Source organism: Lentzea sp. NPDC037011, from assembly GCF_055607425.1.
The window spans coordinates 437,149-456,122 of record NZ_JBVJRT010000006.1; the positions used below are offsets into that span (position 1 = coordinate 437,149).

Genomic DNA, 18,974 nt, shown 5'->3' on the forward strand with positions numbered 1-18,974 from the left:
CAGTCCGTGAACGGTCAATCGCGCACCGTGGTGCCCGTGGCTTCATCACCTCTAGTTTGCGGTGGGTGAAAACTTTTTTCGCGACCGCTGTTCTGCTCACGACGACCCTCATCGCCGCGCCGGCGCAGGCGGCCGTCTCCGACTACGACCTCGCCCTGCACTGGGCGCCGGTGCACCACCAGGACACGGACTCGTCGGACCACGACGCGGACTACCTGTCCACAGTGGACTTCGACGGCGACTGGGACGGGCTGAACAACTGGGAGAACCAGACCCAGCTGAGCCGCCTCACCGGTGCCGCCTACTACTCGGTGGTGGAGACGGAGACCCACTGGTTCCTCGTCTACTCGTTCTTCCACCCGCGCGACTGGGACGACAAGCCGGACCCGTTCGGCCTCACGACGCACGAGAACGACCTGGAGGGCGCGCTGTTCGTGGTCCGCAAGGACGCCTCCTACGGCACGCTCGAAGCCGCCGTTACGGTGGCGCACAGCGACTTCTACTCCTACGTGCCGGCCGGGTCGCCGTACCGCAGCGGTTCGGAGACGGTCGACGGCACGCTGCTGCTCTCCGGCGGGCGGCCGGCCACGCGCCAGGAGGCCAAGGGCCACGGCCTGTACCGCTGGGACGGCAACGACTTCCCCGGCGGCGACGGAGTCGTCTACCACCCCGCCGCGACCGGTGAGGTGCCCTCCGGTGGCAACGACCGTGACGTGAAGTACCGGCTGGTGGACACGTTCGCCGCGAACGGGATGTGGGCGCGCCGCAACAACTCCGAGACGTACGCGTCGTTCGGCACGTTCCGCGGCGACAACGGCAAGGACAACGCGGCGAACGCGCCCTGGGGCTGGGACGACCAGAACGACGGCGCGTTCTACCGCGGCTACCTGGCCACGCACCCGGCGGAGCTGGTGAACTCGTACTTCTCCGGCAAGGGCACGTTCAGCCTCACCTACGTGCGCAACGCCTACCGCGGCTGAGCCAGCAGGTGCCGGTCCACCGCTGGAGGGTGACCGCGATCGACAGCTGCCGCTTGCCGGCGTCTGCAAGGAGGGGAAGGAGGCGGACAAGAACTTCTGGCCGGCAGGGCGGCGGCTAGGCCTGGGCGGTGGGGCGCACGACGATCTCGTTGACGTCCACGTCGGGCGGCTGCTCCAGGGCGAACGCGACGGCGCGGGCGATGGCGTCGGGCGGGATCGCGATCTCGTCGCGCATCGCCGCGATGCCCGCCCGCACACCGGGGTTGGCTGACGCCTCCGCGAAGGCGGTGTGCACGAAACCGGGGAACATGGTCGTGACCCGCACCCGCGGGCCGGCCTCCTGGCGCAGCCCCTCGCAGATCGCCTGCACGGCCACCTTGGTGCCCGCGTAGACCGCCATCGCCGGCACGACGCGGAACGCCGCGGTGGAGGCGGTGGTGACGAAGTGCCCGGACCCCTGCTCGCGGAACACCGGCAGCGCGGCGGCGATGCCGTGCAGCACGCCCTTGACGTTGACGTCGACCATCTCGTCCCACTCGTCGACGCGCAGGTCGTCGAGCGGCGAGATCGGGCCCGCACCGGCGTTGCCGACGAGCACGTCGAGCCGGCCGAACCGGTCGCGGGCCAGCGCCACCAGCGCGTGCAGGTCCGCGCGCCGGGTCACGTCGGTGGCCGTGTGCACGGCCGTGCCGCCCGCCTGCTCGATCCTCGCCACCAGGTCCGCCAAGCGGTCCGTGCGGCGGGCGCCGAGCACGAGCCGTGCTCCGCGGCGTGCGAGCAGCAGCGCGGTCGCCTCTCCGATCCCGCTGCTCGCACCGGTGATCGCCACGACCTTGTCCTCGATTGACATGGCACCAGCCTGCGGCGGCCTCACCCTGGTATCCAGAGCCGGTTTATGCTGGAACCGGAGGTACCAGCATGGGACGGACGGCTGACCAGCGGCGTGAGCTCGGCGCGTTCCTGCGCAGCCGGAGGGAACGCCTGTCCCCCGCCGAGGCCGGGCTGCCGAACACGTCCCGCCGCAGGACACCGGGGTTGCGCAGGGAGGAGCTCGCCGTCCTCGCCGGGATCAGCGCCACCTGGTACACGTACCTGGAGCAGGGGCGCGACGTGCGGGCGTCCGGCCAGGTGCTCACCGCGCTCGCCGTGGCGCTCGGGCTCGACCGGCCCGAAGAGGACCACCTGTTCCTGCTCGCCGGGCACGCGACCACGCGGGTGCCGGAAGCGGAGGCCGTGACCGCGGAGGTGGCGGCCGTGCCGCACCTGCTGGGCCCGCACCCGGCGTACGTGATCGGCGCGACCTACGACGTGCTCAGCCACAACGCGGCGGCGGCCGAGCTGTTCGTGAACCTCAAGGCGGACAAGCCGAACTTCGCCCGGTGGACGTTCACCGACCCGCTGGCCCGCGAGGTCGTCCTCGACTGGGAGCAGGAGGCGCGCGGCCTGCTCGCCCGGCTGCGCACCCTCGCGGGCCGCCACCCCGCCGACGAGCGGTTCACGCGGCTGGTCGCCGAGCTGCACGAGGCGAGCCCGGAGGTGCGCTCGTGGTGGCCGCACCACGAGGTGCAGGACCAGGGCAGCGGCCGGAAACGCTTGCGCCACCCCGATCTCGGGCCCCTCGACTACGCCTACACCGCGTTCCACCTCGCCGGGCAGCCCGACCGGACGCTGGTGATCTACGCCGACGCCCGGCCCTGCTGAGGGTCAGGCCGCCCGCGGGTACATGCGCGCCATGCCCGGCGGCGCGGTGAAGGGCGCCCACGTGCCCTCCGGCTGGGCCAGCCGGTCGGCCACCACCCACAGCACGCTCGCGTTGAAGCCGTACCCGAGGTGCGACGAGGACACCTGGACGTTCTCCCGCCGCGGGCCCGGTTCCTCCACACAGGACTCCCAGGACACGATCCCGTCGGTCTTGGAGTAGACCGACGTGGCCGGCACCGGGATCGGCGGGCGGGTCGACTCCGGCGGCGGGAACTCGTCCTTCGGGATGTGCAGGCGGGAGAACAGCGCGAACGCGGGCATCGCCCGTGACTGCACGGGATCGCTCATGTTGTACGGCGAGCCGAGGGTGACCACCTGGCGCACCCGGTGCGGGTGGTCACGGGCCATCTCGCGCGCGAAGATCCCGCCGAGCGACCAGCCCACGATCGACACCGGGCCGCCGTGGGCGTCGGAGACCTTCTTGACCAGCGCGTGCATGCCGTCGACCGCGTGGCGGGTCGGGCCGATGTTGGTGCCCAGGCCCCAGCGGTGCACCTCGTAGCCCAGGCCGGAGAGGAACCGGCGCAGCATCACCGTGGACGGGTCCGCGGCGCCGAGACCGGGGAACACGAGGACGGGGTGGCCGTCACCGGAGGGCGCACCGCGCAGCATCGACCGGGTCGCGACGAACTCGCCGACGTCCAGGGCGCAGCGGGTGGGTTCGGTGAGGTACCAGAAGAGGCCGGGAGCGCTGCCTCTCACGAGGTGCAGGGGCGAAGCGGCAGCTTCGTCGAAGACGTCGTCCGAAGGTATGGCGGACATACGGGCCTCCCCACACGTCGACAACCCCGAGCCGGCGCCCCGAGCGGCTCCGCCCGGTGTGTCCATGATGTTTCGTGATCGATCTTTTTGCCAGCACTTTCGAGTCTCGATTCGCCACGCGGAGGTGACGCGTCGGCAACCTCACCGCTGTGCAGTGCCTCTCACCTGCATGGACGTCGATTGAGACGGAGTGCTCCTCTAGTGTTCCCCGAGTGGACCGGATGAGCTCGCTCGACGCAGGCTTCTACTTCATCGAGGACGAGAACGTGCCGATGCACGTCGGTTCCGTCCTGGTCTTCGACGGCCCGGTGCCGTCCTACGGCGACGTCATCCGCCTCTTCCTGGCGCGCATGGACCAGGTGCCGCGCTACCGGCAGAAGGTGAAGGCGCTGCCGTTCCACGTCGGCCGCCCGGTCTGGGTCGACGACGACCACTTCAACGTGCTCTACCACGTGCGGCACACCGCGGTGCCGTCGCCGGGCGGCGAGGACCAGCTGCGCAACCTCGCGGGCCGGATCTTCGCGCAGAGGCTCGACGGCACGAAGCCGCTGTGGGAGGCGTGGCTCGTCGAGGGCCTGGAGGGCGGTCGCTGGGCGATCATCTCCAAGGTCCACCACTGCATGATCGACGGGGTGTCCGGTTCGGACATGCTGCAGCTCATCCTGGACTTCCGGAAGGAGGGCGAGCTGCCGGAGCCGGAGGAGTGGACGCCGCGGCAGCAGCCCTCGACCCTCGACCTCGTCGTCGACGGTGTGCGCGACGCCGTGGTGACCCCGGTGCAGCACCTCGCCGCACTGCCCGCGCTCGCGCGGAACCTGCGGTCGTTCAGCGAGATCGTCGACTTCGGCAAGTCCGTTCTCGGTTCTCTTCCCGGTACCGCGCGCCGCCTGCTGACGAGCGCGGCCACGTCGCTCAACGGCCCGATCGGCCCGCACCGCCGCTGGGTGTGGGCGCGGGCGGACCTGGCCGAGATCAAGCAGATCCGCCGTGCCGCCGGCGGCACGGTCAACGACGTCATCCTCACCGCGGTCACGCGCGGTTTCCGCGACCTGCTGGAGAAGCGCGGCGAGCTGACCGACGGCATGGTCGTGCGCACGATGGTGCCGGTGTCGATGCGCAGGGCCGACCAGCACAACGAGCTCAACAACCGCGTCAGCGCCGTGCTGGTGAACCTCCCCGTCGGCGAGGCGGACCCGGTGCGGCGGCTCGCGTCGATCCGCGCGCAGATGGACGACCTGAAGAGCTCCCGCCAGGCCGCGGGCGCCGACGTGCTCACGAACCTGAGCAACTTCGCCGCGCCCACGCTGATGGCGCTCGGCTCGCGCACCGCCATGCGGTTCCCCCAGCAGGTCCTGCAGACCGTCACGACCAACGTGCCGGGCCCGCGGATCCCGCTCTACCTGCTCGGCCGCCCGCTGGTGGAGATGTTCCCGTACGTGCCGGTGGCCTCGACGATCCGGATCACCGTCGGCATCTTCTCCTACCTGGACAGGTTCACGTTCGGCATCAACGCCGACTTCGACGGCGTGCCGGACGTGCAGCTGCTGGCCGACGGCATCCGCGCCGGGTTCGACGAGCTGGTGGCGCTGGCCGCCGAACGGGAAGACCAGCGCTGAGGTCAGCTACCGAGCCGGTTGGCCGCCATCCAGTCCAGGACCCGCTCGGCCACGACGTCGGGGATCTCCATCTGCGGCACGTGACCGACGCCCTCGAACTCGTCGTAGCGCCAGTGCGGGCGGCGGCGCGCCACGTACCGGGCCGCCGCGACGTTGACGAGCCGGTCCCGGTCGCCGCTCATCAGGAACACCGGCACCCGGATCTTGTCCATGGCCGCGAAGTACGCGCCGCGCTTCGACGTCGTGACCACGACGCTGCGCGCGGCCGCGAGGAACGCCGCGTCGAGGCCCTCGACCTTCGCGCGTTCGCCGATGAGGTGCTCGCTGGCGAGCTTCAGCTCCTCCGGGATGGTCGTGGGGTCCGCGCACACGAGCTCCAGCACGCGGTCGACCTGCCGGCGCGGTGACACCGCCCTGGAGCGGGCCATGAACCGCTCGCCCAGACCGGGGACCGAGTACAGGAAGAACGTGCTGAGCATCGTCGGGTCGGGGCGGGTGCCGAACACCATCGGCAGCGCGGGGTCGACCAGCACGAGCCCGGTGACCAGGTCGGGGTCCTGCGCGGTGTGCAGCAGGGAGATCAGGCCGCCCATGGAGTTGCCGACGAGCACGGCCGGTTCCTTGACGACGTGCCGCAGGAACCGGCCGAGCAGCCGCGCGTTGGCTTGAACGGTGGTCCCGCGGCCCTCCGGGTGCGTCAGGCCGTGTCCGGCGAGGTCGACGGCCACGACGCGGGCCTTCTCGGCGAGCAGCGGCGCGAGCAGCACCCAGTTGAGGTGCGAGCCGCCGAGCCCGTGCACGAGGACGATCCGCGGACCGTCCTCCGGTCCGCCGAAGTCGACCCAGTGCACGGGTCCGTCGAGGTCTGCGTACCGGCTGGTGCCGCCGAACTGGGCCACTGTCGTCATACCAACCAGTATGTCGCTTGGCGCTACCGACCGGTAGCGCCCGTCGGCGGCATCACTTCCACGGTCGCGCGGGCTGACACTTGCGGCCGTCCTGCTCCGCTTCCTCGACCGGCCGGAAGTCGGGGATCGCCTCGTTCGTGCCCGGCACGACCCAGCACTTGCCCTCGCCGTCGCTGTCCGGGTCGAGCGGCTTCCCCGCCGCGTCGTAAGCCTGCACCACCAGGAAGTCGCCAGGGCGACCGCCGCCGCTCCAGGTGGACGGGTGCAGGCGGCGCAGCACGAAGGTGCCGTTGGCGATCTTGACCTCGCCGGTCGCGCCCTCGGAGTCGCGCCACGTCATGCGCGCGACGGACGAACCGACGCGGCCCGCGCGGAAGCGGTAGCCGGGCGCACCGGCCAGCGCGGGGCTGAACGGGTGCGTGTCACCGCCGGGCTGCGCCCCGCCGACGTGGGTGGAGTAGTCCCCGGCCAGCCAGTCGACGTGGAGGGCGTTGGGCCCGCTCGCGCCGTACTCCTCGCCACCGCGGCCGATCTCGCACCACACGGCGGCCTTGGCGGTGTAGAGCAGCGCCCACCGGCCTCCCTCGTCCTGGCCGTAGTTGTCCAGCCGCAGCGGCTCGGTCACCTTCGCGTCCCGCGCGCAACCCTGTTCGATCCGGGTGACCTGATCCGGTCGCAGGCCGAAGGTGTCGCGCGGCGCCGGTTCCGGTGCCGGCGAGTCGGTGACGTGCACGGCCGGCTGCGGCGGTTGGGTCTTCGGGTCCAGCAGCACGACGCTCGTGACCACGGCGGCCACCGCGGCCGCCCCGGCGAGGACCGGCACCAGCAGCCGCCGGCGCGGGCGGCCGGAGACCGCCTGTTCGAGATCGGCCCTGATCCGCGCCTGGCGGCCGGGCGGCAGGTCGCGGTCGGGTGGCAGCACGTTCGTCATCGGTCCTCCCCTGCGGTCACGAGTTCGCTCTGCTTGAGCCGGGACCTGGCCTTGCTGACCCGAGCCCGCACGCTGCCCTCGGTGATGCCCAGCACGGCGGCGGCGTCGGCGTAGGACACACCGGACCACACGCACAGCGCGAGCGCCTCCCGTTCGTTGCGCGGCAGCTTCTCGACGGCCTTGAGCAGCTCGGCCATCCGCCGCTGGTCGTCGACCCGGCCGGCGACCCGGTCGGCGTGGTCGGGCACGTGGCCGGGGTCGTGGGCCCGCCGCGCGAGCCGCAGCCGGCGCGCCAGCGACCGCCGCTCGTTGCGGGCCACGTTGGTCGCGACGGTGAGCAGCCACGGCAGCGCGGACTCGCGTTCCAGCCGCACCTGGTCGCGTTTGCGCCAGGCCAGCAGGAACGTCGCCTGCAGCTGGTCCTCGGCGGCCGCCCACGACGCGGTCAACCGGAAGCAGTGGTTGTAGACCGCTCTGGCGTGCCGGTCGAACAGCACCCCGAAGGCGTGCGCACTGCCCCCGGCGGCCTGCGCCCACAGCGCCCGGTCGTCAGGGTCTTCGGTCGTCATGCCCACTCGTGTCCGCAGGGTCCGGAGGTGTTGGCAGAAGAACTTCTGGATGATGTCGAGAACGGCCGGCCGGCTCCGTCCCCGTTGCGACCGACGTACTCGAAGGAGATCCTGATGGCCAAGTACCTGCTGCTCAAGCACTACCGCGGCGCGCCGGCGGCGGTGAACGACGTCCCGATGGCGCAGTGGACGCCCGAGGAGGTCACCGCGCACGTCCGGTACATGGGCGACTTCGCCGACCGCCTCCGCGAGACCGGCGAGTTCGTCGACGAGAACGCCCTGTCCCCCGAGGGCACCTGGGTCCGCTACGACGGCGAGGGCCGCCCGCCGGTCACCGACGGCCCGTTCGCCGAGACGAAGGACCTCATCGCCGGCTGGATGGTCATCGACGTGGACAGCCACGCCCGCGCCGTCGAACTGGCCGGCGAGCTCTCGGCCGCCCCCGGCGCCGGCGGCAGGCCGATCCACGAGTGGCTGGAGTTGCGCCCGTTCTACGGCGTGACGCCGGCGATCACGGAGTAGCGGCCGTGGACTTCTCCCAGCTGCGCAACCTCACGCCGGGAGTGCTCGGCGTCCTCGTCCGCCGCGGAGCCGACTTCGCGGCGGCCGAGGACGCCGTCCAGGACGCCCTGGTCGAGGCTCTGCGCTCGTGGCCGGCGGACCCGCCGCGCGACCCCAGGGCCTGGCTGGTGACGGTGGCGTGGCGCCGCTTCCTGGACACCGCCCGCGCCGAGTCGTCCCGCCGCCGCCGCGAGGACGCGGTGTTCGACGAGCCCCCACCCGGCGACGTGCCCACCGCGGACGACACGCTGCGCCTTTACTTCCTGTGCGCCCACCCGTCGCTGTCCCCGTCCTCGGCCGTGGCGCTGACCCTGCGCGCCGTCGGCGGCCTGACCACCCGCCAGATCGCCACCGCCTACCTCGTCCCCGAGGCGACGATGGCGCAGCGCATCAGCCGCGCGAAGAAGACGATCGCCGCGGCCCGCCTGGACCGCCCCGGCGACGTGGCAACGGTCCTGCGCGTCCTCTACCTGGTGTTCAACGAGGGCTACTCCGGCGACGTCGACCTGGCCGCCGAGGCCATCCGCCTGACCCGGCAGCTGCACACCGCCTTCGACCACCCCGAGGTCGCGGGCCTGCTGGCCCTGATGCTGCTCCACCACGCCCGCCGCGCCTCCCGCACCGGCCCCGACGGTCTCATCCCCCTCGCCGCCCAGGACCGCTCGCTGTGGGACGTGGCCCTGATCGCCGAGGGCGTGGAGGTCCTGCAGGCGGCACTGGCCCGCGACCGCCTCGGCGAGTTCCAGGCCCAGGCGGCCATCGCGGCCCTGCACGCCGACGCGGACAGCGGCGGAGACCGACTGGGTGCAGATCGTGGAGTGGTACGACGAGCTGGCCGCCCTCACGCCGAACCCGGTCGTGCTGCTGAACCGCGCGGTGGCCGTCGGAGAGGCGGACGGGGCACCCGCTGGACTGGCCGCGTTGTCCTCTGTGGACCCCTCGTTGCCGCGGTATGCGGCTGTTTCCGCGTACCTGCGGGAGAAGGCCGGGGACCTGGACGAGGCGGCGCGGTTGTACGCGGAGGCGGCGGAGGCGGCGTCGAACCTGGCCGAGCGGCACCACCTGACCAGGGAGGCCGCTCGGGTGAACGCGCTGCGCAGGGGCGTCAGGCGTGCGACGGGTGCCCGTACAGCCCGATCCCGCCGAACTCCAACGACGTGAGGAACGCGGCCGAGGCCACGTAGGACGCCTCCACCAGCTCCGCGGTGTGCGAGAAGTCCAGCGGTGTCACGGCCTGCACGGGCGGACCGGGCAGGTACAGCACCGGCACCTGCTGCGAGGCCAGCTCCACCTCCAGCACGGCCTGGTTGCGCATGCCCAGCGTGGCCCAGAACAGCAGGGTCTCGGCGAGGGTCTCCGGCACGGTCGGCAGGTGGCCGGGGAACGCGCAGTCCAGCACCACCAGGGACTGCGCGCCCATCGCGAGCGCCTGGCGGATGGGGACGTTGGCCAGCACGCCGCCGTCGTAGAGGACGCGGTCGGCGATCCTCACCGGCGGGTAGACGCCGGGGATCGCGGCGCTCGCGAGGATCGCGGGGACGAGGTCGCCGGAGGTGATGTTGACGGCCTCGCCGGTCACGCAGTCCACCGACACCGCGCCGAAGGGGAGGGAGAGGCCCTCGAACGTCGTGGTGCCGTCGAGACCACCGGCGAGCACGCCGGCCAGGCCGGTGTTCGGGAAGAGGTAGGTCTTGTTGGCGCGCAACGACCTCAGCTGGGCGAGGGGGCCGCCGGGGAACACCCGCTGGCGGGTCATGCCCTGCCAGAGCGCGAAGAGGCGTTCCGCGGCCCGGTCGGGGTCCAGTGCGAGCAGGGAGCCGTTCACCGAGCCCACCGACGTGCCGACGACCAGGTCCGGGCGCACCCCGTGCTCGCGCAGCGCGCGGAGCATGCCGACCTGGGCCGCGCCCAGGCTCCCGCCACCGCCGAGCACGAAGCCCACTGGTCCTGGCAGTTCGATCGTCACGACGAAAATCCTAGGGCGGAACTCTGGTTTCGGCCGACACTGAAGCTACGAAGAGAGCCACAGCAACGGGATCGCCACCTCGTCGCGCGTCCGCGAGCCGTGGAACCCGTTCAACGCCGAGAACCGCCGTTCGGCCTGGCCGCGCACCAGCACCGCGTCACCGGTCATGGCCACCACGACGTCGCCGATGCGGTCCGCGGCGATCGGCGCGACCGGGCCGAACCAGCCGGCGGCCACGGCCTCGGCGCGGGTCAGCACCTCCGCGCGGGAGCCGAGGAACGACCGCCACACCGACACGACCTCGTCGACGGGGCCGGACACGTGCAGGCTGCGCGCCCGCGGTTCGCCCGTGATCAGCCGGACGCCCTCCCACAGCAGGGGTTCGGTGTCGAAGTCGATCCGCTCCCCCGCCGTGATCATGCCGTGGTCCGCGGTCACCACGAGCACCGACCCGGCCGGCAGGCGGTCGGCGATCCGGGCGGCCAGCGCGTCCACGAACTCCAGCTGCAGCAGCCACTGCTCGGAACCGGGCCCGTGAACGTGCCCGATCGTGTCGAGATCCGCGTGGTAGGCGTAGCAGAACGCGCGGTCCGCGGTGAGCGCCGCGGCCGCCCCGAGGGCCAGGTCGCCGAAGCCCGCCGCGCCGACGAACCACGACCCGCGCAGCACCGCTCGGGTCAGGCCGCTGCCGCGCTGGACCATCGGCGCCACCGTGCTGACCGCGACACCGGCGGCTGCCGCGCGTTCGAACGTCGTGGGGTGCGGCTGCACGACCTCGGGCACGAGGGTCTTGCGCAGGTCGTGGTGGTGGTCGTCGTGCCGGGTCCACGACAGCGCGTTGAGCACCTCGCCGCCGGTCTCGAAGGTGTAGCCGACGATGCCGTGCTCGCCGGACAGCAGGCCGGTGCCGATCGAGGCGAGGCTGGTGGCGGTCGAGGACGGGAAGCCCGCGTCGATCTCGCGACCGACCAGCGAGCTCAGGAACGGCGCGTGCTCGGCATGGGCGCGCAGCAGGTGGTGACCCAGCCCGTCGACGAGCAGCAGGCAGACCCTGCGGGAGGCGGGCAGGTCGAGCGTGTTGTCGCAGCCGGGCACGTCCAGCCCGGCCAGCAGCGAGGGAACGACCTCGGCGATGCTCATCGGGCCACCGTGCCACGCCGAATCCGGCGAAGGGCACAATGACCCGCTGTGACAACGCTCATCCACCAGAAGATCGCTGACGAGCTCGGTGTGGCCTCGGGCCAGGTCAGCTCTGCTGTCGAACTGCTCGACGGTGGCGCGACCGTCCCGTTCGTCGCCCGCTACCGCAAGGAGGCGACCGGCGGTCTCGACGACGCGCAGCTGCGCACGCTCGAGGAGCGGCTCGGCTACCTGCGCGAGCTGGAGGAGCGCCGTGCGGCGGTTCTCACCTCGATCCGCGAGCAGGGCAAGCTCGACGAGGCGCTCGAAGCGCAGATCCTCGCCGCGGACTCCAAGGCCCGGCTCGAGGACCTCTACCTGCCGTACAAGCCGAAGCGGCGCACCAAGGCCCAGATCGCGCGGGAGGCGGGCCTCGAACCGCTGGCCGACGCGCTCCTCGGCGACCCGAACCTGAACCCGCAGGAAGAAGCGGCCGGGTACGTCGACGCGGAGAAGGAGGTCGCCGACGCGGCGGCCGCTCTGCAGGGCGCGCGGGCCATCCTGGTCGAACGGTTCGGCGAGGACGGCGACCTGATCGGCGAGCTGCGCGAGCAGATGTGGACGCGCGGCCGGGTCGTGGCGAAGGTCCGCGAGGGCAAGGAGACCGAGGGCGCGAAGTTCGCGGACTACTTCGCGTTCGACGAGCCGTTCACCAAGCTGCCGTCGCACCGCATCCTCGCGCTGTTCCGCGGTGAGAAGGAGGAGGTCCTCGACCTCGTCCTCGAACCGGAGGAGCCGGTCGAGAGCGGTCCGTCGTCGTTCGAGGTGCGCATCGCCGCCCGGTTCGGCATCGACGACCGGGGCCGTCCCGGCGACAAGTGGCTCACCGACACGGTGCGCTGGGCGTGGCGGACGCGGATCCTCGTGCACCTGGGCATCGACCTGCGCGGCCGCCTGCGGGCGTTCGCGGAGGACGAGGCCGTGAAGGTGTTCGCGTCGAACCTGCGCGACCTGCTGCTCGCCGCTCCCGCCGGCACCCGCGCCACCATGGGCCTCGACCCCGGCTACCGCACCGGTGTGAAGGTCGCGGTCGTCGACGCCACCGGCAAGGTCGTGGCGCACGGCGTGATCCAGCCGCACGTGCCCGCGAACCGCTGGGACGAGTCGATCGCGAAGCTCGCGGCCATGGCCAAGGCGCACGACGTCGACCTGATCGCGATCGGCAACGGCACGGCCTCGCGCGAGACGGACAAGCTGGCCGCCGACCTGATCAAGCGCCACCCCGAGCTGAAGCTCACCAAGGTCGTCGTGTCCGAGGCGGGCGCGTCGGTGTACTCGGCGTCGGCGTACGCGTCGGCGGAGCTGCCCGGCCTGGACGTGTCGATCCGCGGCGCGGTGTCGATCGCGCGGCGCCTGCAGGACCCGCTGGCCGAGCTGGTGAAGATCGACCCGAAGTCGATCGGCGTCGGCCAGTACCAGCACGACCTGTCGGAGTCGAAGCTGTCGCGCTCGCTGGACGCGGTGGTCGAGGACTGCGTGAACGCGGTCGGCGTGGACCTCAACACCGCGTCGGTGCCGCTGCTGACCCGCGTCTCCGGCATCACCGCCGGTCTCGCGGAGAACATCGTGCTGCACCGCGACCAGAACGGCCCGTTCAAGACCCGCACGGCGCTGAAGAACGTGACGCGCCTGGGCCCGAAGGCGTTCGAGCAGTGCGCGGGCTTCCTCAAGATCCGCGGCGGTGACGAGCCGCTCGACGCCTCCTCCGTGCACCCCGAGGCCTACCCGGTGGTGCGCAAGATGCAGCAGCAGGCGGGCACCGAGCTGATCGGCAACACCGCGGTGCTCACGAAGCTGCGGCCGGAGACGTTCGTCGACGACAAGTTCGGCCTGCCGACGGTCACGGACATCCTGCGGGAGCTGGAGAAGCCGGGCCGCGACCCGCGTCCGGCGTTCAAGACCGCGACCTTCGCCGACGGCGTCGAGAAGATCGCCGACCTGAAGCCGGGCATGGTGCTGGAGGGTGTCGTCACGAACGTGGCCGCGTTCGGCGCGTTCGTCGACATCGGTGTGCACCAGGACGGTCTCGTGCACATCTCCGCGTTGTCCAACACCTACGTCAAGGACCCGCGCGACGTCGTGAAGTCCGGTGACGTGGTGCGGGTGAAGGTGCTGGAGGTCGACGAGGCGCGCAAGCGGATCGGGCTGACGCTGCGGCTGACCGACGAGCCGGGCAAGCCGGCGCCGAAGCAGCACGGCGGAGGCGGTGGCGGCGGTGGCCGTGACCGTCGCCCGCAGCGCGGTGGCGGTGGCGGCGGCGGCGGCAACGACCGTCGCAGCTCCCCGCCGCCGGCCAGCGGCTCGATGGCGGACGCGCTCCGCAAGGCCGGCTTCGGCAAGTAGCCCGGCCCGGCATGTGGAAGGGGCGTCTGCAAGTACCACCGACTTCAGGTCGGCAGTACTTGCAGACGTCCCAACAAGCAGGGTGGGTGCCGGGGTTACTTGGCCCTGGTGCCCTTTGCCTTCACCAGCTCCGACTCGAACAGGTCCTCCACGGTCGTCAGACCGCCGGGCGCCGACGCGTCCACCTTCGTGATGTACGACTGGGTCGCCGAGGGTCGTCCCACCAGCGAGTAGTGCAACGGGCTCGTCAGCCCCTTGGTGTCCAGGCCGTTGGTGTCGTGGAACGCCTTGAGCAGCCCGTCACGGGTGAGGTCACCGTTCGCGCACGCCTTCTCGACCACCGCGAGGAACACCATCGCGACGGTGTAGCCGTGGTCGACGTAGATCGCGGGCTCGTCGTCCGGGAAGCGCCGGGTGAACGCGGCCGCGACCTCGCGCGGGCCCTGGGCGGTGCCGGTGAACGGCGCCACGGACGTCACGACCGACACCTGCTTCTGCACGGCGGTCGCGACGGGCGACTTGAGGATCGCCGGGTCGAAGCCGACGACGTTGACCATGAACGGCACGTCCCACTTCAGCGCGGCGGCCACGCCCACGGCGGCGGCGGTCTGGGCGGGGGTGGTGCTCAGGACGACGGCCTTGGCGCCCGCGGCCTTCAGCGCGGCGACCTGGGTGCTCAGGTCGGCGGTGGTCTCGGTGATCGCCTGCTTGGCGACCGGCATGCTCCACTGCTTACCGGCGAACTCGCTGCCTTCCACCGCGTTATCGCCGTAGCTGCCCTGCACGTACACGTGGCCGATGGTGTCGCCGTCCTTGATGACACCGCGGCGCTTGTAGTGGTCGAGGCCGTTGATCACGTCGAGGTCGTAGGTGGTGCCGACGATCATCATGTGCGGGTTGCCGAGCAGCTGCGCCGACCACGAGGCCGGCGCGGTCAGGGTGCGGGTCTGCATGATGTCCGGCTCGATGGCGGCGGTCATCGGGGTGCCCGCGAGTTCCAGCAGGCCGAGGACCTGCGGTTCGAGCTCGAAGTAGCTGTCGAGCGCCTTCTGCACGTCGTAGGCGTGGTCCCGCTGCTTGAGCTCGATGCGGCGCCCGCAGATCCCGCCGCGCTGGTTCACCTGGTCCAGGTAGAGCTCGTAGCCCTTGATCCTGGTCAGCGCGGACGCTTTGAACGGCCCCGTCATGTCCGACAGGATGCCGAGCGAGATCGTGTCGTCCGTGACTCCCGGCCCGGTCTTGACCTGGGCTTTCTCATCGCTCGAAGCGCCACAGCCGGCCGCGAGGACGGCGAGCGCGACGGCGGTGGGCAGTGCGCGGCGGAAGGGCATGCAGGAGTCCTTGTCAGGGGCCAGAACGTACTGAGCGGTAGCTCAGTATTGATTTCGTTGTCTCATATCGCTTCTCTAAGTGGTACGGAACACAGATGCGCAGGGTTCAGGTGACTGCCGTCCGACCACGCGCTGTGCTAGACCTTCGGCCCCGAACGAAATGAGACGCGCTTCACCGGCGGAGTTGCGGGTACCCGTCCCTCATGGCTGACGACGTGATCACGCAGAGCGGGGACCTCGGAACGCTGGTCGCGCAGGCGCCCGCCGGGGACGAGAACGCGATGGTCTGGCCGGGCGGCGAACCGGTCGTGCAGTCGCGGACCGAGGACGACTGGCGGGAACGGCACCTGCGCAAGGCGTACGAGATGGAGCAGCTCGAACAGCTGGCGCGCACGGTGCGCGCGGCCGAGGCGACCCGGTCCCGGCCCCGCGTCGCGGTGTTCAGGTGAGGGTCGTCGTCACCGGCGGTTCCGGCAACGTCGGCACGGCGCTGCGCCGCCACCTCGACTTCGAGGACGTGGGCGTCGACGTGCGGACGCTTTCGGCGTTGCGCGACGCCATCAGCGGCGCGGACGTCGTCGTGCACCTCGCGTGGGCGGTGAAGCCCACGCACAAGGAGACCAACGTCGACGGCACGGAACACGTGCTCGCCGCGTGCGTCAAGGAGAACGTCAAGCACCTCGTCTGCGCGTCGTCAGTCGCCGCGTACGCACCGGCACCGCGCTGGGGCCGGGTCGACGAGTCGTGGACGCTGACCGGAATCCCGGGCAGCACCTACAGCGCCCACAAGGTCAAGCTCGAAGAGATGGTCCGGCGCTATCCGTTGCCGTGCACGGTCATCAGGCCGTGTGGAATCGGGCAGGCGTCGGCGGCGCAGCAGCTGCGACGGTGGCTGCTGGGCCCATTGGTGTCACCGAAGCTGTTGCCGCTGCTGCCGTTGCCGTTGTGGGACGGCCTGCGGTTGCAGCTCGTGCACTCCGACGACGTGGCGCGCGCGATCGTCGAGATCATCGAGCAGCAGGCGCACGGCGCGTTCAACCTCGCCGCCGAACCGGTGCTGACCGCGCCGATGATCGCCGACCTGGTCGGGCCGGGCCGGGTGCCGCTGCCCTACCCGGTGGTGGAACGGCTGGCGGGCGCGACGGCACGGCTGGGGTTGCAGCCGCTGACGCCGGAGTGGGTCCGGATGGCGGACCGGGCTCCGCTCGTGCGCTGCACCCGCGCGCAGGAGGATCTGGGATGGTGGCCACAACACGATGCGCGCGACGTGCTGCGCGAGGTGGTCACGGCAATGGGGAGGCGTGCGTGAACGAGGTCGACGCGGTCGTCATCGGCTCCGGACCGAACGGGCTGGTCGCCGCGGCACTGCTGGCGGACGCGGGCTGGGACGTGCTGGTGCTGGAACAGCGCGGCACCCCCGGTGGTGCCGTCACGTCGGCCGAGACCACGGCGCCGGGCTTCACCAACGACGTCTACAGCGCGTTCTACCCGCTCGGGCTGGGCTCGCCGATCATCGCCGCGCTGGACCTGGACGTGCGGTGGGAGCACGCACCGGCCGTCCTCGCGCACGTGCTGCCCGACGACCGGGTCGCACTGCTGTCGCGGGACGTCGAGACGACGGCGAAGTCGGTGGGCTCGTTCGCCCACGGCGACGCCGACGCGTGGCAGGCGGCCTACGAGCAGTGGCGCAAGGTGCGCGGCCCCGTGATCGAGTCGCTGCTGCGCCCGTTCCCCCCGGTGCGAGGGGGTGCGTCGCTGCTGCGCACCGCCGGGATCGGTGACGCGCTGCGACTCGTGCGGATGCTCACGCTGCCGGTGCGGCGGCTGGGCGAGGAGCTGTTCGAGGGCGAGGGCGCGCGGGTGTTGCTGGCGGGCAACGCCATGCACACCGACCTCGGCCCGGACCAAGCCGGTGGCGCGGGCTTCGGCTGGCTGCTCGCCATGCTCGGGCAGGAGGTCGGCAACCCGGTGCCCCGCGGCGGCGCGGGTGAGCTGAGCGCGGCGCTCGTGCGGAGGTTCGGCGGGCGCATCGAGACCAATGCGCGGGTGACCGAGGTGCTGCACGCGCGCGGTGTGGCCGTGGGTGTGCGTCTCGAAGACGGAACGGCCGTGCGCGCACGGAAAGCAGTTCTCGCCGACGTTCCCGCACCGCGGCTGTACCTGGACCTGATCGGCGCGGACGCGTTGCCCGGCCGGCTCGCCGAGGACCTGAAGAGGTTCCAGTGGGACGGCGACACGATCAAGATCGACTGGGCGTTGTCCGGCCCGATCCCGTGGACCAACCAGGAGGCCGCGCAGGCCGGGACCGTCCACATCGGAGGCGACGTCAACGGCCTGGCCGGCTTCGCGCACGAGCTCGCGTGCGGCAAGGTGCCGCGCACCCCGTTCTCGATCATCGGCCAGATGACGACGACCGACCCGACCCGCTCCCCCGCGGGCACCGAGGCGGCGTGGGCGTACACCCACGTCCCGCTGGGCGGCACCTGGACACCGGACCGGCTGAAACGCCGCGCCGACCGCGTCGAGCAGGTCATCGAGGAACGCGCACCCGGCTTCCGCGACCGCATCATCGCGCGGTCGGTGCTGGGCCCGCAGGACATCGGCACCGTCAACGGCGGCACGGCGGCCATCCACCAGCAGCTGGTGTTCCGGCCGGTGCCGGGCCTGGGCCGCGCGGACACCCCGTTCGACCGCCTCTACCTGACGGGCTCGTCGGCGTGGCCGGGCGGCGGCGTGCACGGCGCGGCCGGGGCGAACGCGGCACGGGCGGCGCTGGCGCGGCACGGTGCGGCGGGTGAGCTGTACCGGATGCTGGTGCAGGGACTGCACAGGGCGATCTACTGACGGGCCGACCTGGTGGTCCGGGCTTCCGGGTGGCCCGCATTTCCGGTTGCCTCGGCGCTACGCCTGGACCGCCAGGCTTTGCCGGTATTCGGTCGCCTCCGGTTCGAGCACGTACTCCAGCATCTGCCCGGAATGCTTCTTGAGCAGTTCACGCACTTCCTCCGGAGTGGCGTAGAAGAACTCCCGGCGCATGTTCACGCGGTTGACCCTGCGATCGGTCAACTCCTGGTGCAGTCCTGCCAGTTCAGCGCGCATGCGGTCGACCTCTTGCCGCACCTGCGCGTACGACTGGTACCGACGTCATCGCGAGGCGCCGTCGGCTTGTTGGACCGACTGTGCGAACTCACCCGAACGGACGATCTACTGACGGGCGGACCTGCGGGCCCGTGAGGCCCGCAGGTACCCCATCACCAACTCCTCCAGGCCGGGTACGTCCGCCTCCCACCCGTCCGGCGCGCTGTCGCCGCGCACCAGCGCGGTGGTCAGGCGCGGTGTGCGCGACGAGTCGACGACACCGGCGGCGGGCAGGTCGAGGCCGGCGGGACCGACGAGGACCCGGTGCCCGGCCAGCACCTCCTCGATGTCGCCCGCGAGCTGCATCCGGCCCTCGTCGAGCAGCAGCAGGTGGTCGCACACGTCGCGGAGGTCGCCGAGCAGGTGCGACGACAGGATCACCGTCGTGCCGCGTTCGGCGACCTCGGTCATGACGATGCGCACGGTCTCGTCGCGTGCCAACGGGTCGAGGTCGGACAACGGTTCGTCGAGCAGCAGCACCTTCGGCAGCCTGCCGAGTGCCATGGCGATCGCGACCTGCGTGCGCGCGCCGGCGGACAACGTGCCCACGCGCGCGTCCTTGTCCACGCCCGCCAGCAGGTCCAGCACCTCGAACGCGCGGTCCGCCGACCAGCGGTCGTTCATCGCCGCGCCCGCGCGCATCATCTCGTGCACGGTGAACCGGTCGTAGAGGGGACGGCGCTGGGTCAGCAGCGACACGTCGGGGTGCATCCGGCCGCGCACCTCGGTGCCATGGACGCGCACGGTGCCGTGGGTGGGCTTGGTGAGCCCGGCGAGCAGCGACAGCAACGTGCTCTTGCCCGCGCCGTTCGGTCCGACCAGCCCGGTGACGCTGCCCTCCGGCACGGTGAACGTGCAGCCGTCGAGCGCCTTCGTGCGGCCGAAGTGCTTCGCCACGTCCTCGGCGCACACCGCAGCTGAGTTCATCC

General features: G+C 71.7%; 18 protein-coding genes and 1 pseudogene. 9 read left to right on the forward strand and 10 right to left on the reverse strand.

What is annotated here, in order from left to right; all coding sequences use genetic code 11:
* Positions 1-65 precede the first annotated feature (65 nt).
* A complete protein-coding gene (locus ACZ7CH_RS21220; RefSeq protein ID WP_360392160.1) occupies positions 66-980 on the forward strand; it encodes a hypothetical protein in 915 nt (304 codons plus the stop codon).
* A gap of 115 nt (positions 981-1,095) precedes the next feature.
* On the opposite strand, the gene ACZ7CH_RS21225 is transcribed toward ACZ7CH_RS21220, so the two are convergent.
* Complete coding sequence (locus tag ACZ7CH_RS21225; protein WP_470374652.1) at positions 1,096-1,830, reverse strand: SDR family oxidoreductase; 735 nt, start codon at positions 1,828-1,830, stop codon at positions 1,096-1,098.
* Positions 1,831-1,898: 68 nt separating this feature from the next.
* Between ACZ7CH_RS21225 and ACZ7CH_RS21230 the strand changes: the two genes are divergently transcribed.
* Positions 1,899-2,681 carry a helix-turn-helix transcriptional regulator gene (locus tag ACZ7CH_RS21230; protein ID WP_470374653.1) on the forward strand — a complete coding sequence of 261 codons (783 nt, stop codon included), beginning with the start codon at positions 1,899-1,901 and terminating at the stop codon, positions 2,679-2,681.
* A 3-nt stretch (positions 2,682-2,684) separates the two neighbouring features.
* Here the strand turns inward: ACZ7CH_RS21230 and ACZ7CH_RS21235 are convergent, their stop codons facing one another.
* The gene (locus ACZ7CH_RS21235; RefSeq protein WP_470374654.1) at positions 2,685-3,503 is read right to left on the reverse strand and encodes an esterase/lipase family protein; all 819 of its coding nucleotides are present in this window, start codon (positions 3,501-3,503) and stop codon (positions 2,685-2,687) included.
* A gap of 221 nt (positions 3,504-3,724) precedes the next feature.
* Between ACZ7CH_RS21235 and ACZ7CH_RS21240 the strand changes: the two genes are divergently transcribed.
* Positions 3,725-5,119 carry a WS/DGAT/MGAT family O-acyltransferase gene (locus tag ACZ7CH_RS21240; RefSeq protein WP_360392172.1) on the forward strand — a complete coding sequence of 465 codons (1,395 nt, stop codon included), beginning with the start codon at positions 3,725-3,727 and terminating at the stop codon, positions 5,117-5,119.
* 2 nt (positions 5,120-5,121) lie between these two features.
* Here the strand turns inward: ACZ7CH_RS21240 and ACZ7CH_RS21245 are convergent, their stop codons facing one another.
* From ACZ7CH_RS21245 to ACZ7CH_RS21255, 3 genes are read right to left on the reverse strand one after another with little or no spacing between them, the layout of a single operon-like run.
* Entirely contained in the window at positions 5,122-6,027 is a 906-nt protein-coding gene (locus ACZ7CH_RS21245) for an alpha/beta fold hydrolase (protein ID WP_470374655.1), read from the reverse strand.
* A gap of 52 nt (positions 6,028-6,079) precedes the next feature.
* Complete coding sequence (locus ACZ7CH_RS21250; RefSeq protein WP_458431014.1) at positions 6,080-6,958, reverse strand: hypothetical protein; 879 nt, start codon at positions 6,956-6,958, stop codon at positions 6,080-6,082.
* A complete protein-coding gene (locus ACZ7CH_RS21255; RefSeq protein ID WP_360392180.1) occupies positions 6,955-7,527 on the reverse strand; it encodes an RNA polymerase sigma factor in 573 nt (190 codons plus the stop codon). The genes ACZ7CH_RS21250 and ACZ7CH_RS21255 overlap by 4 nt, the downstream gene beginning before the upstream one ends.
* A 114-nt stretch (positions 7,528-7,641) precedes the next feature.
* On the opposite strand from ACZ7CH_RS21255, the gene ACZ7CH_RS21260 reads away from it, so the two are divergent.
* Both ACZ7CH_RS21260 and ACZ7CH_RS21265 read left to right on the forward strand, forming a co-directional pair.
* Entirely contained in the window at positions 7,642-8,049 is a 408-nt protein-coding gene (locus ACZ7CH_RS21260) for a YciI family protein (protein ID WP_470374656.1), read from the forward strand.
* A gap of 5 nt (positions 8,050-8,054) precedes the next feature.
* Positions 8,055-9,249 (forward strand): annotated as a pseudogene (locus ACZ7CH_RS21265) (RNA polymerase sigma factor).
* Here the strand turns inward: ACZ7CH_RS21265 and ACZ7CH_RS21270 are convergent.
* Both ACZ7CH_RS21270 and ACZ7CH_RS21275 read right to left on the reverse strand, forming a co-directional pair.
* Complete coding sequence (locus ACZ7CH_RS21270) at positions 9,194-10,054, reverse strand: patatin-like phospholipase family protein (protein ID WP_360392189.1); 861 nt, start codon at positions 10,052-10,054, stop codon at positions 9,194-9,196. The pseudogene ACZ7CH_RS21265 and the gene ACZ7CH_RS21270 sit on opposite strands and share 56 nt — an antisense overlap.
* A 45-nt stretch (positions 10,055-10,099) precedes the next feature.
* Positions 10,100-11,194, reverse strand: coding sequence for an alkaline phosphatase family protein (locus ACZ7CH_RS21275; protein WP_470374657.1), 1,095 nt, complete (start codon positions 11,192-11,194; stop codon positions 10,100-10,102).
* 48 nt (positions 11,195-11,242) lie between these two features.
* Between ACZ7CH_RS21275 and ACZ7CH_RS21280 the strand changes: the two genes are divergently transcribed.
* Positions 11,243-13,576, forward strand: coding sequence for a Tex family protein (locus ACZ7CH_RS21280; protein WP_470374658.1), 2,334 nt, complete (start codon positions 11,243-11,245; stop codon positions 13,574-13,576).
* A 95-nt stretch (positions 13,577-13,671) separates the two neighbouring features.
* On the opposite strand, the gene ACZ7CH_RS21285 is transcribed toward ACZ7CH_RS21280, so the two are convergent.
* The gene (locus ACZ7CH_RS21285; protein WP_470374659.1) at positions 13,672-14,907 is read right to left on the reverse strand and encodes an ABC transporter substrate-binding protein; all 1,236 of its coding nucleotides are present in this window, start codon (positions 14,905-14,907) and stop codon (positions 13,672-13,674) included.
* 203 nt (positions 14,908-15,110) lie between these two features.
* Between ACZ7CH_RS21285 and ACZ7CH_RS21290 the strand changes: the two genes are divergently transcribed.
* The 3 genes from ACZ7CH_RS21290 to ACZ7CH_RS21300 are packed head-to-tail and all read left to right on the forward strand — an operon-like array spanning position 15,111 to position 17,751.
* Positions 15,111-15,356 (forward strand): hypothetical protein, encoded by a 246-nt coding sequence (locus ACZ7CH_RS21290; RefSeq protein ID WP_360392200.1) that lies wholly within the window; start codon positions 15,111-15,113, stop codon positions 15,354-15,356.
* Complete coding sequence (locus tag ACZ7CH_RS21295) at positions 15,353-16,216, forward strand: NAD-dependent epimerase/dehydratase family protein (RefSeq protein WP_360392203.1); 864 nt, start codon at positions 15,353-15,355, stop codon at positions 16,214-16,216. The genes ACZ7CH_RS21290 and ACZ7CH_RS21295 overlap by 4 nt, the downstream gene beginning before the upstream one ends.
* Positions 16,213-17,751: a phytoene desaturase family protein gene (locus ACZ7CH_RS21300; protein ID WP_470374660.1), complete on the forward strand. Its 1,539-nt coding sequence runs from the start codon at positions 16,213-16,215 to the stop codon at positions 17,749-17,751. Before ACZ7CH_RS21295 ends, ACZ7CH_RS21300 begins: the two co-directional genes overlap by 4 nt.
* Before the next feature lie 57 nt (positions 17,752-17,808).
* On the opposite strand, the gene ACZ7CH_RS21305 is transcribed toward ACZ7CH_RS21300, so the two are convergent.
* Positions 17,809-18,006, reverse strand: coding sequence for a GIY-YIG nuclease family protein (locus ACZ7CH_RS21305; RefSeq protein WP_470374661.1), 198 nt, complete (start codon positions 18,004-18,006; stop codon positions 17,809-17,811).
* Positions 18,007-18,111: 105 nt separating this feature from the next.
* A complete protein-coding gene (locus ACZ7CH_RS21310; RefSeq protein WP_470374662.1) occupies positions 18,112-18,972 on the reverse strand; it encodes an ABC transporter ATP-binding protein in 861 nt (286 codons plus the stop codon).
* Positions 18,973-18,974: the final 2 nt, after the last annotated feature.